This window comes from Sneathiella aquimaris, from assembly GCF_026409565.1.
Classification (GTDB): Bacteria; Pseudomonadota; Alphaproteobacteria; order Sneathiellales; family Sneathiellaceae; genus Sneathiella; species Sneathiella aquimaris.
Map to the genome: position 1 here is coordinate 2066664 of NZ_CP112881.1, position 14151 is coordinate 2080814.

Sequence of the window (14151 nt, forward strand, 5' to 3'; positions counted from 1 at the left end):
GACAGGGTACTGGGTGCCATAGCAAAGAGTAAATTTGTGCAGGATATAGTTGATCATCGAGACAGAAGTCTGGATCCCGAAGTAAAGTCATCCAAGAAACTCACCGCTGTTATTGATATCGGGTCTAACTCGGTGCGGCTTGTTGTTTTCGATGGGCCTTCACGTGTTCCAATGCCGAAATTCAACGAGAAGGTCCTTTGCGGACTGGGCCGGGATTTGGGGAGCTCTCAACTGTTGGGACAGGATGCGATGGATCAAGCCATGGCAGCCCTCCGTCGGTATGCGGCACTGGTTAATCAAATGGGAATTGACCGCGTTCTCGTTGCGGCGACCGCCGCGGTCCGTGAAGCAGATAACGGTTCTGAATTTGTCGCGGATGTCGAACAGGAATGCGATTTCAATGTTCAGGTGTTGAGCGGTAAACAGGAAGCTCGTTATGCAGGATTGGGTGTTTTGTCCGGAATGCCATATGCACATGGGCTTGTGGGGGATCTGGGCGGCGGTAGCCTTGAACTTGTTAAGGTTGATGACCACCGCATTGAAAACACGGCAACCCTTCCGTTAGGGGCGTTGCGATTGTGGCAAATGGATATGGATAATCAGCAACTTGCTGATTATCTGAATGATTACTTTTCAAAAGTGGACTGGCTTTCAGAATTGAAGGGCAAAAACTTTTACGTCGTAGGCGGGGCCTGGCGCGCCCTTGCCCGATATCATATCTCGAAAACCGGTCATTCGCTGAACATAATACACAATTATAAATTGTCGCTTCCAGAAATGCTTGAGACAATTTCCGAAGTAAAAGAGCTGTCTGACGATTATCTTCGGGCGATGCCGCTTGTTCCTAAATCCCGCGTCAGCACCATGAGAACTGCTGCAATTATCATGGAACAGCTGTTCACTATCATCACCCCGAAGAGCATTATTTTCTCTGCAAACGGCCTGCGCGAAGGCATGCTTTTTTCTGAACTAAAAAAACCGGTGCGCAAGCGGGATCCGTTGCTGGAAGCCTGCCGCGATATGGCGGCCCGCGAAGGTCGTTTTGCCGAACATGGTGAAGAAATATTCAGTTGGATGAAAGGCGCATTTTATCACATCCCTGAGAAAGGGCAGCGTCTGGCACTGGCCTCTGCAACTTTGTCAGATATTGCCTGGTTGATGAGTACCGATTATCGGGCCCCGCAAGCGTTCAGGCGAATTTTCCGTGCGCCGTTTAGCGGCATTGGTCATAAGGGGAGGGCGATTGTCGCCCTCGCTGTATATGCCCGATATCGCGGCAATCTGGATGGTAACGCTCCAGAAGACGGATTGGCTCTGGTATCTGAAGAAGAACGCGGACACTCGCTTAGCCTGGGTTTGGCTTTGCGCCTGTCTCACACTTTGAGTGGCGGTACCATTGGGATTTTACCGCGTACCAAACTCACAGTGGAGGGTGATGTGGTTGTTCTTTATCTTCCTGAAGACCTTTCCATGTTGAGAGGTGTTCACGTTGAAAGCAGACTGAACAGTCTCGCTGCAAGCTTTAACAAGACGTCTGAAATCCGGATTATGAGAGATCGATAATCCGGATTTTATTGTCTTTAGCAGTAAAGCCGATTTTACCTTCTTTTAAGGCGAGAGCGTGCTGGCCAAAAACTTCATGCCGCCACCCTTTCAAGGCTGGTATATCAGCATTGCTGTCACTGGCAATTTTTTCCAGATCGCGGCTGTTACAAACGAGTTTTTGAGCGACGTTTTCTTCTTCGCATCGTGTTTTTAGTAATACCTTCAGCAGATCCATCAAAGGACCCAAGCCTTTGGGCATTTGTGCTTTCAATGCGACTTGTGGACAATCATCATGCGGCATTTCTATGCCTTCATTGATAGCGGACAGCAGACCAGCGCCCATTTTTCCTTCCGCAAATTTCTTTCCGATCCCCCTTACATGAGAGAGTTTCTCTGCGTTCCGGGGCGGATTTGCTGCAATTTCCAGCAAAGCTTCATCCCTGAGAATGCGATTGCGCGGAATATTCTGATGATGCGCCTGTTTTTCCCGCCATGCCGCTGTTGTTTGAAGGATGGCCAGAAAACGTGGCTTGTTATTTCTGGCTTTGATTTTTTGCCAGGCTTTTTCCGGCGGCAGAAAATAGGTCTCTGGCGATTCAAGGATCGCCATTTCGGATGTTAGCCATTGGGACCGACCCGATTTTTCAAGCTCCGCCTTAAGATGCTGATAAACATCGCGCAGATGGGTTACGTCGGCTTCGGCATAAGACAACTGCCGCTCAGTCAGGGGGCGGCGTGACCAGTCCGTAAAGCGCGAGGATTTATCAATCCCATGTCCGGTAATTTTTGTGACAAGCGTATCATAGCCAACGGATTCGCCAAATCCACACACCATTGCAGCAACCTGAGTGTCAAAGATCGGAATAGGGACATGTCCCGAAAGGTGGTGAAATATCTCCAGATCCTGACGGCCTGCATGAAAAACCTTCAACACATTCGTGTTTTGCAAAAGCTTAAACAGAGGAGCTAAATCAATCCCATTGGCTAACGGATCAATGATCGCAGATTCATCATCACTGGCAATCTGCACCAGACACAGTTCAGGCCAAAAGGTATTTTCCCTTAGAAACTCGGTATCTATAGTGACATAGGAATGTTTGGAAAGCCGTTGACATAAGTCTGAAAGAGTATCTGTCGTGGTCACAATCTGCATGAAATTTATTACTCTTTTTAATCGTTGAACAGACGCTTTTGCCACTGTCCATGACGGTATTTTACAGGAAAGTTGAGATTAGCCCATTTTTTACCACAAAGGAAGGTTGGCCTTTGGAGAAAAAGCATGTAATACAAGCCCTTTGGTACTCACTATAGAGTATTTTGATCCTTGATAAACGCTTAAGAGAACCGTGATGCATAGTTATCGTACACATACTTGCGCTGAACTTCGTGACAGTGACGTTGGTAAAACAGTCCGCCTTTCAGGCTGGGTCCATAGAAAACGCGATCATGGCAATCTGCTGTTTGTCGATCTGCGCGATCATTATGGAATTACACAATGCGTTGTTGAAACGGATGTTCCGATTTTCAAACAGGTTGAAGCTGCCCGATCTGAAAGTGTTATCACGGTGACCGGTAAAGTTGTCGCCCGGAGCGAGGACACGGTTAACCCAAACCTGCCAACGGGTGCAATTGAAATCGATATTACCGATTTTGCTTTGCAGTCTGCCGCCGATGATTTGCCCATGCCGGTCTTTGGGGAACAGGAATATCCGGAAGATATTCGCCTGCGTCACAGATATCTCGATTTGCGCCGGGAACGGCTGCATAACAATATCATCTTGCGTTCCAACGTGATCTCAAAACTGCGCAGCAGTATGATCGATCAGGGTTTCATGGAATTCCAGACACCTATTCTGACGGCGTCTTCTCCGGAAGGGGCACGGGACTTTCTGGTTCCAAGCCGGATGCATCCTGGCCAGTTCTATGCACTGCCTCAGGCACCGCAACAATTCAAGCAGCTGGTAATGATGTCTGGTTTCGATCGGTATTTCCAGATTGCACCTTGTTTCAGAGATGAAGATGCACGTGCGGATCGTAGTCCAGGTGAATTTTATCAGCTTGATATTGAAATGGCGTTTGTAACGCAGGACGATGTTTTTAATGCTGTTGAGCCGGTTTTGACAAATGTTTTTCAGGAATTTGCCGGTGATCGTCGGGTTGAGACACCATTTGTCAAAATTCCTTTTGACGAAGCAATGCTGAAATATGGTTCTGACAAACCTGACCTTCGTAACCCCATCCTCTTGTCAGACGTCACAGAAATATTCAGAGGCTCCGGCTTCGGTTTGTTCGCTGGCGCTGTTGAAAAAGGGTCTGTTGTTCGAGCTATTCCTGCACCAGGTGCGGGAAATCGGGCACGGAGTTTCTTTGATAAAATGAACGATTGGGCCCGTAAGGAAGGGGCCGGTGGTCTTGGCTATATCATCTTCAAGGATGGAGAAGCGAAAGGACCGATTGCGAAAAACCTGGATGCGGAACGTATCGCAAAAATCCAGGAAACCGCGGGCGTTAAAGACGGTGACGGTATCTTCTTTGCATGCGGAAAAGAATTGGAAGCAGCTGAACTGGCAGGTAAAGCCAGAAATATTGTCGGCACTGACCTCGATATTTGTGAAAAAGATGTTTTCAAATTCTGTTGGGTCATTGATTTCCCAATGTACGAATATGATGAAAAAGAGAAAAAACTCGACTTTAGCCATAACCCGTTTTCAATGCCACAAGGTGGCCTTGAAGCATTGGAAACAATGGATCCGCTGGATATCAAAGGCTACCAGTATGATATCGTTTGTAACGGTATTGAACTGTCTTCCGGTGCAATCCGGAACCACCGTCCAGACATCATGATGAAGGCGTTTGAAATCGCTGGTTATGATCCCCAGGTTGTTGAAGACCGTTTTGGTGGCATGTTGAACGCATTCCGTTACGGCGCGCCTCCGCATGGTGGTATTGCCCCAGGTGTCGATCGTATTGTTATGTTGCTTGCTGACGAGCCAAATATTCGGGAAGTGATTTTGTTCCCAATGAACCAGCAGGCGCAGGATCTGATGATGCAGGCGCCAGCACCGGTTCCAGCGAAAAACCTGCGCGAACTGCACGTTCGGACGGTTATGCCTGAACCAAAAGCAGAGAGCTGATTATTTAAGTTGAAAGCCTGGAAAAACCGGGCTTTCAACTATTTTACCAAAATTTTAATTTTGTTAATGATTTGCCGCATAATATTAGCGCTTCTCAATGAAGGGCTGTACTGTGGTTGCATCAGAAAAACTAAACTCCCTAAAAGATGATAAAGAACGCTTTGTGGCCTTTTCGTTTGCCGCAGCCGACTTGCTTATCGAGTTGGATGACAAGGGAAAGATTTGTTTTGCGTCTGGTGCCGCAAAAGGGATTACCGGAAAAACATCAGAAGAACTTCATGGAACCGATTTTACGGATGTTCTGGACCCGCTTGATCAACGAGTGATTTCGTACCTTTTCAAGAATATGAAAGAAGGGGAGCGTATCAGTCCTGTTGCTGCCCGGATGAAAAAATCCAATGTGACTGCCGTTGTCGGTGCCTGCAGTTTACCGCGAACGCACGGACATTTATATCTGACCCTCAATGTTACTGGATTGCCCGCTGCACAATCTTTGGCCGTCAATCGGGACGAAGACACGGGTTTGCTTGACAAAAATGACTTTATCACGCTGGCCAATGATCAATTATCAATTGCATCGGAAACGGGACAAGACCTCGAACTCACCCTTTTAAATCTGTCCAATCTTGGGGATATGGCGGCAAATGTCTCGGAAAACGACATGGGCGAGTTTCTGCACAAAATTGGTGCCGTCATGCGTAGCTATTCCTTCGGGGGCGATTCTGCGGGCCGTATTGATGAAGATAAATATGGTGTACTGCACAATAAAAGCTTTGATGAGTCCCTTCTAAAAGAGAAGGTAGAGACGATTTCGAACGAGATGGCACCGGGTCACGGAGTGAAAGTAACCCCGAGTACGGTTGATCTTGATAAAGGGAATCTCTCCTCAGAAAATGCCAGCCATGCTCTGATGTTTGTGATCAATAGTTTCGTTGCAAAAGAAAATGGTAGCTTTAGTATTGAAAACCTGGCCGATGGCTTACAGGGCCGGATGGAATCGACAATGAACAGGATTTCAAGCCTGAAAAATGTTTTCAAACGTCATGATTTCAGCCTCGTCTATCAGCCCATTATTGACCTGAAAACAGAAGACATACATCACCACGAGGTCTTGTGCCGATTTGCGGATGGTGAATCACCATTTGAAACAGTGACCTTTGCCGAAGAAGTTGGAATTATCCTGGATTTGGACCTTGCTGTATCCAAAAAAGCCATCGATTACGTTTCAGGCTTTCGCCAGAAAGGGTACGAACATCCTAAAGTTGCCATTAATATTTCCGGCCATTCAATAGAATCTGATGGGTTCGTTGACTCGCTCTTATCAATGCTGATGACGGCACCAGACCTACATCCCTTTATTGGGTTTGAAATTACTGAATCAAGTCAAATAAAGGATCTTGTGAGGGCTGAACGTGTTATTCAACAGATCCGAAAAAATGGTATTGAAGTCAGTCTGGATGACATGGGAGCAGGGGCAGCCTCTTTCCAATATATTCGGGCGATTAGTGTCGATCATGTAAAAATTGACGGGGCTTATGTTCGCGATGTTCTGAACAATGAAAAAGACGCCGCAATTTTACGCTGCATGGCCCGCCTGTGCCAGGAACTCAAAATCGGCACCATAGCCGAAATGGTCGAAACCAAAGAACAGGCAAACTATCTTAAATCACTGGGGGTTGATTATGGACAGGGTTGGCTTTTTGGAAAGCCACAACCTGAAATCGTAACATCCAAGAAAAAAAGAAAGATTTCCATGAATGCCCGAAAAAAAGGAGTTACCTTGAGTTGGGGATCCTAAAAAAAGGCGACATCCAAAAGTTTAGATGCCGCCCAAATAATCACAGACTCAAGTAAAGAAACTAACAAGCTCGTGAATCAAATCATTGTCGGAGTAAAACAGGTTCTGCAGGTCCTGCAAACAACAACTTGATCCCTACAAACACGCTACATTACCAGGTACACAACGTTAATTTTATACTGGGTTCTTTGTAACTGACTTACAAAGCCCATTAAGAACAACCGCTTGTGGAGCCACATGTATCACATTTCATACAGGTTCCGTTCCGCACCAAAGTGAAGTTACCACATTCTCCGCAACTATCCCCTTCATATCCTTTCATTCGCGCTTCGCGAACCTTATCCATTCGGCTTGATCCGGCTGAACCGGCTTTTTTGCCGCTGGACGCAGGTTTTGACCCTGACCCCGGTGTAGATGTTGGCGGTGGCGTCATAGTTGTCGCTGCTGGGGCCGCCGTTTCGGTCTGACCGACTGCCATGGACATGTTATTCAATCCGCCTTGCAAGACCTGAAAATTGTTAGAGCGCACATAACCGGTGGAGGCAAGATTGATGACATTACCCAAAGGGCTGGAAGTTTCCTTGACTTCCTCGTCAGAGATTTCCGCCTGTGACTCACCGCCGCCCATGGCGTCAATATGCAGATCATCAACAACAACATGTGCCAGATCATTTCTGCCAAGATAAGAAATCGCCAGTTCACGGAACAGATAATCCAAAATTGAGGTAGACATCTTAATGGCATCGTTTCCTTCAACAATCCCTGACGGCTCAAACCGCGTGAAGGTGTAGGCCTCGACAAATTCCTCAAGTGGAACGCCATACTGCAAGCCAATGGAGATTGCGATAGCGAAATTATTCATCAAGCTTCGGAAGGCTGCGCCTTCCTTATGCATATCAATGAACAACTCACCAATAGAGCCATCATCATATTCACCGGTTCGCAGATATACTTTATGACCGCCGACGACGGCTTTCTGTGTGTATCCCTTACGGCGCGTTGGCAACTTACGACGTTCGTTCGATAGACGTTCAACAATCCGTTCGGCAATAACCGTGCTTGCGACCGCTGGTGCCTCCTGAAGTTTTTCTTCCAGCTCCATCTCGTCCTCTTCATCAATTGATATGGCGGAGAGAGGCTGACTGAGTTTAGATCCATCCCGATAAAGGGCATTTGCTTTCAGACCCAGTTTCCAGGACAGAAGATAGGCGTCTTTACAATCTTCTACGGTAGAGGCGTTCGCCATATTGATCGTCTTGGAAATAGCACCGGAAATAAACGGCTGCGACGCGGCCATCATTTTAATATGGCTATCAACAGACAGGTAGCGTTTACCAATGCGGCCACATGGGTTGGCACAATCAAATACCGGCAGATGCTCTTCTTTTAAAAGAGGCGCGCCTTCCAGTGTCATGGAGCCACAGCAATATGTGTTTGCCTGTTCAATCTGAGCGCGGGTAAAGCCGATGGCAGCCAGTAAATCAAAGTTATAATCATCGAGATCATCGGCATTCAGGCCAAGGATATCGGTGCAGAATTCTTCCCCAAGGGTGAATTTGTTAAACACAAACTTGATATCAAAGCTTGCGGCCAGTCCTTTTTCGATTTCCTGCAGAATATCGTCGGTAAAGCCTTTTTCACGAAGTGCTTCATGATTAACGCCCGGCGCATCCTGCAAAGTTCCATGCCCAACGGCATAATTGATAATGTCCCGAACTTCCGAACGGCTATACCCCAGATTATCCAGTGCTTCCGGAACAACCCGGTTGATGATCTTGAAATATCCGCCGCCTGCAAGTTTCTTGAATTTCACAAGGGCAAAATCGGGTTCGATCCCTGTGGTGTCACAGTCCATCACAAGTCCGATGGTTCCGGTTGGCGCAATTACGGTTGACTGAGCATTGCGGAAGCCATGTTTTTCGCCAAATTCTAGGGCTTCGTCCCATGAACGGATGGCGGCATCTACCAATGTGGCATCCGGGCAGTTTTCAATATCAAGGGGAACCGGTTTTACGGTCAGGCCTTCATAATTACTGGATTTTCCATAAGCGGCCGTCCGATGGTTTCGGATAACGCGCAGCATTTCAGCGGAATTTTTCTTGTATCCCGGGAAGGGGCCAAGTTCAGATGCCATTTCAGCACTTGTTTTATATGCTGTACCAGTCATCAGAGCCGTAATAGAGCCACAAAGAGCCCGACCTTCGTCTGAATCATAGGACAGGCCCTGTGACATCAGAAGGCCACCAATATTGGCAAATCCTAAACCAAGTGTCCGGAATTTATAAGAAAGTTTGGCGATTTCTTCTGATGGGAACTGTGCCATCAAAACCGAAATCTCCAATGTAATTGTCCAGATCCGAACAGCATGTTCAAACCCTTCAACATCGAAACTTTTATCCGGACGGCGGAAATTCATCAGGTTAAGAGACGCCAGATTACACGCTGTGTCATCAAGGAACATATACTCTGAGCAAGGATTGGACGCATTAATGCGGCCATCTTTCGGACAGGTATGCCATTCGTTGATTGTTGTATCATATTGCAGACCAGGGTCGGCGGACTGCCAGGCGCTTTCGCCAATCATTTCCCAAAGGTCGCGGGCTTTGATGGTTTTCGCGACTTTACCGTCAACACGGCGAATAAGATCCCAGTTTCCATCTTCCAGAACGGCTTCCACAAACTCGTTGGTAATCCGAACAGAGTTGTTGGAGTTCTGACCGGAAACTGTCAGATAAGCTTCAGAATCCCAGTCTGTATCGTAAGTGGCAAATTCAATTTCTGTGTAACCTTGCTTGGCAAACTGAATAACCCGCTGGATATAGTTTTCAGGGACCATTGCCTTACGGGCGCCAATAATCGCCTTTTTCAGTTCCGGATTTTCTGAAACATTAAAGGCTTCATCCCCCTCTGCGGAGTGACAGGCTTTAATAACGTTATTCAGGTGACGACCACAGAGTTTTGAACCTGCGACAAGCGCAGCCACTTTTTGCTCTTCTTTGGCTTTCCACTGAATATATTCTTCAATATCAGGGTGGTCGATGTCCAGTGTGACCATCTTAGCAGCACGGCGCGTTGTACCGCCGGACTTGATCGCGCCGGCAGCCCTATCACCGATTTTAAGAAAGCTCATCAAACCAGAGGACTTGCCGCCGCCAGAAAGGCTTTCACCTGCACTTCTTACATTTGAAAAGTTTGTGCCTGTTCCAGAGCCATATTTAAACAGTCGCGCTTCACGCACCCACAAATCCATAATCCCGCCTTCATTGACGAGATCATCGTCAACAGACTGGATGAAGCAGGCATGGGGCTGAGGATGTTCATAAGAATTAACGGATTTCTTCAGCTTGCCTGTCTTGTAATCCACATAGGAATGACCTTGTGCGGGGCCTGAAATACCATAAGCCCAATGCAAACCCGTGTTAAACCATTGCGGTGAATTCGGCGCGCCCATCTGACGGGCCAACATATAGCGCATTTCATCAAAATACGCTGAAGCGTCGGCTTCGGTATCGAAATATCCGCCTTTCCAACCCCAATAAGTCCAAGTTCCTGCAAGACGATCAAATACTTCAGTCGCAGATGTTTCCGGAACATACCGTTCTTCTTCTGGGAGATCTTTCAACGCTTCTTCGTCAGCAACCTGACGGGACAACCAATCAGGCACATCCGCTTCTTTATCGGATTTCAGACGGGCAGGGACACCGGCTTTACGAAAATACTTTTGCGCAATGATATCGCAGGCAACCTGAGACCAGTCAGACGGTACATCGATATTGTCGAGCTTGAAAACGATCGAGCCATCCGGATTCCTGATTTCACTCGACGCCTGACGAAATTTGATCTTGGCATAGGGTGAAGAGCTTTCATCGGTAAATCGCCGTGTAATCCGCATGTTAATCGTCCTTAAAGTAATCCCCAATTCTTGTGTCTTAAAAGGTGAATGAATACTCAGAACGCGACCCGTGCACAGTCAGTAAAACTGATCTTAATGCACTACATCTGGTAGGCCTCCCCCTTCGAGACGCTAGGATGGTGCCAATGACATTCCCTTAAGTCAACCACCTCATAATCCATATCTTGTAGTGAGATGTCCGTTAGTCGTCCACATGTCGTGGAATGTCGCAGTTTTGTTTCGTTTTTCTTTGGCAAGTAAAAAACGCCGTTCTCACATTTTTTTTATGGGGTGACCGAAAAACAACAGTTCGGTTAATCAGACTGAATTTCACAAGAATCAAAACCGCAAAAAGGGACACTGGAATATAGATGTCACAGATTCATCGAAAATTGATCTTCTCTGGGTAAAGTTTGGCTGGACTGACAGGAAGTTGGATGCCATATTCCTGCAAATTATTGAGTTTCAGACGGAAGAGAACGCTATGGCTACGCTGGGCACAAGACTGTTTACCTGGAGAAAAGGGGAACAGGTTGGTGAAGATCAGTTTGGTAATCGCTACTATAAAGAAAAAGGAAAGCCGACAGGTCCATTGGGCCGGGAGCGCCGCTGGGTCCTTTATAAAGGGAAGCCGGAAGCGTCAAAAGTCCCTGCGGCCTGGCATATCTGGCTTCACTACACGACCAATAACCTTCCTTCAGAACAAGCCGTTGAGGCGAATAAGTGGGAAGAAGAGCATTTGCCAAATTTGACCGGTACAGACTATGCTTACCGTCCGGGTGGATCTGTTGTTTCACCTGGTGAACGACAGAAGGCAACAACCGATTACGAAGCTTGGAAACCAGAATAAGGTTTGTTTGCGTCGGAAACATTACGTTAAGCGGGAGGCTTGGGTTTGGGAAATAATATTGTTGAAACCATTATCGGGGGCGTGGTCCTCGCTTTTGCAACGATTTTTCTTGTCTTCGCCTATCGCACCGCTGATATCGGCACGACCGGTAATGGCCTTAACCTCACCGCCCGTTTTGATAAAGTGGATGGCCTTCAGGTCGGCAGTGACGTCAGGATGAGTGGTATCAAGGTCGGTACCGTTGTCAGTCAGGTGCTGGATACAGAAACGTTTCAGGCAATCATTGGGATCAGTATCCGTGATGAAATCGCCTTACCAGAGGACACAGCCGCCAAAGTCGCGTCAGAAAGCCTGCTGGGGGGAAGCTATCTTGATCTTGAACCCGGCGGCGCGGAAACTGTACTGCAAAGTGGCGACGAAATCACATATACGCAAAGTTCTGTCAGTTTGATGGATCTTATCGGGCAAGCCATCTTCAGTGCCGGTTCCGGTGACGATAAAAGTGATTGATATCTCCGTATATTCTTCAAAAAGATTGGGTAGGGAGTGCAATTCTAAATGCCTCTGAAACGCCGTTTCCTATTCTGTTTGCCTGTTGTTTTTGCCGGGTTTATTGTTGCTGCAGATCACGCAAATGCAGGGTCTCTGGTTGGGGAGGCATCGATTGTTCGCGCGTTGGACAAGGTGACAGCCCGAACACTTGACCTGATCATCCCAATTGGTGAAAGCGTGCAGTACGGCACGTTGGAAATCACAAGTCGTAAATGCCTGAAACGTCCTCCTGAGGAGCCACCTGAGACATCCACATTTTTGGAAATTCGGGAAACCAAACAGGAAGAAGAAACGGTAGAATTGTTCAGTGGATGGATGTTTGCGTCAAGCCCTGCATTAAATGCTCTTGAACATCCTGTTTATGATGTTTGGGTGATCGATTGCAAAATGGCGGAAGACGATAAACCGCCTTCTAAAGAATAAAAATCACCTTCAACGTCCAGAGCCTGATCCAACCGACGATGATATTCTTCTCTAGAGATTTCAATCGCCCCCATCGAGGCTAGGTGGTCGGTTAAGAACTGGGTATCAAGAAGCTTGAACCCGCCTCGTTTCAAGCGGGCAACGAGATATACCAACGCAATTTTGCTGGCATTGGTCTGACGGGAAAACATGCTTTCTCCGCAAAAAACTCCGGCAAAGGATACACCATACAATCCGCCCACCAACGTATCGCCGTCCCAGCATTCGATTGAATGGGCATGGCCTTCTTGATGAAGTTCCGTATAGAGATCAAGGATGGTTCGATTGATCCAGGTTGTCTCGCGCCCGTTTTGCGATGCTGCGCATTCCTTCATAACCTGCCGAAAACAAGTGTCCGCCGTGATTTTGAAAGGGTCCTTGCGGATCGTTTTGGCGAGACTTCGCGGAACATGAAAATCATCTAGTGGAAAAATGCCACGGCGCTCAGGGTCGACCCAGAAAATTTCTGGATCGTCCTGAGATTCCGACATTGGAAAGATACCGTGTGAATAGGCACTCAACAAAATTTCTGTCGTCAGCGCGGTCATTATACTATGTGATCAATCAATAAAAACTATTGTCGATCCTCAATGAATTTTTCCAGCCAGTGAATATTGTATTCGCCTTTGATAAATTCATCGTTCTTGATGAGGTCCTGATGCAGTGGCAACGTGGTTTTAATGCCTCCGACAACAAACTCCTCCAACGCGCGATCCAGGCGCATCAGGCATTCTTTCCGATTGGCACCATGAACAATAAGCTTCGCGATCAGGCTGTCATAGTAAGGCGGAACATTGTAGCCGGAATACAACGCGGAATCGACCCGAACCCCTAAGCCACCTGGCGCATGAAACTCCAGCACAGGGCCAGGGGATGCCGCAAAGGTGTTAGGGTCTTCTGCCGTGATCCGACATTCAATCGAATGCCCATTGAAGGAAATATCCTCTTGAGACAGGCTAAGTTTCTGACCGGCCGCAACATTAATCTGTTCGCGCACAAGATCAATACCCGTAACCATTTCTGTAACCGGATGTTCCACCTGAAGACGGGTGTTCATTTCAATGAAATAAAATTCATCATTTTCAAACAGGAACTCGATAGTGCCGACGCCTTCATAGCGCATTTCCCGGATCGCATCAGACACCGTTTTACCAATGCGTTCCCGCAAAGTATCGTTCAGCGCAGGGGATGGGGTTTCTTCCAGTGCTTTCTGATGACGGCGCTGCAGAGAACAATCCCGTTCCCCCAGATGCACTACATTGCCCTGTCCATCAGCCAGAACCTGTATTTCAATATGCCGAGGTGTGCCCAGATATTTTTCGATGTAAACCGCATTGTCGCCAAAGGCCAGTTGCGATTCAGCCCGTGCAGAAGAAAAGGCTTCTGAAATTGAGGCATCGTTAAGAGCAACCTTCATGCCGCGCCCACCGCCACCGGCAGAAGCCTTGATGATCACGGGATATCCGATATCCGCTGCAATCTTACGGGCTTCTTCCAGCGTTTTAACTTCGCCGTCTGAGCCAGGGACACAAGGAACACCAAATTTTTTCATGGTATCCTTTGCCGCGATCTTATCTCCCATCAGGCGGATATGATCAGCAGACGGGCCAATGAACTTGATGCCGTGTTCCGTGACGATATCGACGAATTTAGCGTTTTCAGACAAAAATCCATACCCTGGATGAATGCCGTCTGCATTGGTTACTTCGGCTGCAGCGATAATTGACGGAATATTCAGGTAACTTGCTGTCGACGAAGGCGGCCCAATACACACACTTTCGTCTGCAAGACGCACATGCATGGCAGCGGCGTCTGCTTCGGAATGGACAGCGACTGTTTTGATACCCATTTCACGACAGGCGCGGTGAATTCGAAGGGCTATTTCGCCGCGATTTGCGATGAGAATTTTTTTAAACAT

10 protein-coding genes are annotated in these 14151 nt (G+C 47.5%); 6 read left to right on the forward strand and 4 right to left on the reverse strand.

The window, feature by feature from the left end; all coding sequences use genetic code 11:
* The first annotated feature begins 36 nt into the window (after window positions 1-36).
* Entirely contained in the window at window positions 37-1563 is a 1527-nt protein-coding gene (locus OIR97_RS09810) for a Ppx/GppA family phosphatase (RefSeq protein ID WP_169545460.1), read from the forward strand.
* Here the strand turns inward: OIR97_RS09810 and rnd are convergent.
* Window positions 1547-2698, reverse strand: coding sequence for a ribonuclease D (gene rnd / locus OIR97_RS09815; RefSeq protein ID WP_169545461.1), 1152 nt, complete (start codon window positions 2696-2698; stop codon window positions 1547-1549). The genes OIR97_RS09810 and rnd overlap by 17 nt on opposite strands.
* A gap of 196 nt (window positions 2699-2894) precedes the next feature.
* On the opposite strand from rnd, the gene aspS reads away from it, so the two are divergent.
* Together aspS and OIR97_RS09825 are read left to right on the forward strand one after the other, a co-directional pair.
* The gene (gene aspS / locus OIR97_RS09820) at window positions 2895-4679 is read left to right on the forward strand and encodes an aspartate--tRNA ligase (RefSeq protein WP_169545462.1); all 1785 of its coding nucleotides are present in this window, start codon (window positions 2895-2897) and stop codon (window positions 4677-4679) included.
* A 97-nt stretch (window positions 4680-4776) separates the two neighbouring features.
* Entirely contained in the window at window positions 4777-6477 is a 1701-nt protein-coding gene (locus OIR97_RS09825; protein ID WP_169545463.1) for a sensor domain-containing phosphodiesterase, read from the forward strand.
* A 211-nt stretch (window positions 6478-6688) separates the two neighbouring features.
* On the opposite strand, the gene OIR97_RS09830 is transcribed toward OIR97_RS09825, so the two are convergent.
* The gene (locus OIR97_RS09830) at window positions 6689-10369 is read right to left on the reverse strand and encodes a vitamin B12-dependent ribonucleotide reductase (RefSeq protein ID WP_169545464.1); all 3681 of its coding nucleotides are present in this window, start codon (window positions 10367-10369) and stop codon (window positions 6689-6691) included.
* A gap of 484 nt (window positions 10370-10853) precedes the next feature.
* Here OIR97_RS09830 and OIR97_RS09835 point away from each other — a divergent pair, with 484 nt between their 5' ends.
* The 3 genes from OIR97_RS09835 to OIR97_RS09845 are packed head-to-tail and all read left to right on the forward strand — an operon-like array spanning window position 10854 to window position 12194.
* Window positions 10854-11219, forward strand: coding sequence for an NADH:ubiquinone oxidoreductase subunit NDUFA12 (locus OIR97_RS09835; RefSeq protein WP_169545465.1), 366 nt, complete (start codon window positions 10854-10856; stop codon window positions 11217-11219).
* A gap of 45 nt (window positions 11220-11264) precedes the next feature.
* Window positions 11265-11729, forward strand: coding sequence for an outer membrane lipid asymmetry maintenance protein MlaD (gene mlaD, locus OIR97_RS09840; protein ID WP_169545466.1), 465 nt, complete (start codon window positions 11265-11267; stop codon window positions 11727-11729).
* Between the two features lie 48 nt (window positions 11730-11777).
* Window positions 11778-12194 carry a DUF2155 domain-containing protein gene (locus OIR97_RS09845; RefSeq protein ID WP_169545467.1) on the forward strand — a complete coding sequence of 139 codons (417 nt, stop codon included), beginning with the start codon at window positions 11778-11780 and terminating at the stop codon, window positions 12192-12194.
* On the opposite strand, the gene aat is transcribed toward OIR97_RS09845, so the two are convergent.
* Both aat and accC read right to left on the reverse strand, forming a co-directional pair.
* Complete coding sequence (gene aat / locus OIR97_RS09850; RefSeq protein WP_169545468.1) at window positions 12131-12781, reverse strand: leucyl/phenylalanyl-tRNA--protein transferase; 651 nt, start codon at window positions 12779-12781, stop codon at window positions 12131-12133. The genes OIR97_RS09845 and aat overlap by 64 nt on opposite strands.
* 26 nt (window positions 12782-12807) lie before the next feature.
* The gene (gene accC, locus OIR97_RS09855) at window positions 12808-14151 is read right to left on the reverse strand and encodes an acetyl-CoA carboxylase biotin carboxylase subunit (RefSeq protein WP_267177708.1); all 1344 of its coding nucleotides are present in this window, start codon (window positions 14149-14151) and stop codon (window positions 12808-12810) included.

What these genes read in the sequence shown, in the direction of transcription:
- aat (WP_169545468.1), bottom strand. Translation starts at nt 12,781, where the DNA reads ATGACCGCGCTGACGACAGAAATTTTGTTGAGTGCCTATTCACACGGT.
- aspS (WP_169545462.1), top strand. Translation starts at nt 2,895, where the DNA reads ATGCATAGTTATCGTACACATACTTGCGCTGAACTTCGTGACAGTGAC.
- OIR97_RS09825 (WP_169545463.1), top strand. Translation starts at nt 4,777, where the DNA reads ATGAAGGGCTGTACTGTGGTTGCATCAGAAAAACTAAACTCCCTAAAA.
- OIR97_RS09835 (WP_169545465.1), top strand. Translation starts at nt 10,854, where the DNA reads ATGGCTACGCTGGGCACAAGACTGTTTACCTGGAGAAAAGGGGAACAG.
- OIR97_RS09845 (WP_169545467.1), top strand. Translation starts at nt 11,778, where the DNA reads ATGCCTCTGAAACGCCGTTTCCTATTCTGTTTGCCTGTTGTTTTTGCC.
- rnd (WP_169545461.1), bottom strand. Translation starts at nt 2,698, where the DNA reads ATGCAGATTGTGACCACGACAGATACTCTTTCAGACTTATGTCAACGG.
- OIR97_RS09830 (WP_169545464.1), bottom strand. Translation starts at nt 10,369, where the DNA reads ATGCGGATTACACGGCGATTTACCGATGAAAGCTCTTCACCCTATGCC.
- accC (WP_267177708.1), bottom strand. Translation starts at nt 14,151, where the DNA reads ATGTTTAAAAAAATTCTCATCGCAAATCGCGGCGAAATAGCCCTTCGA.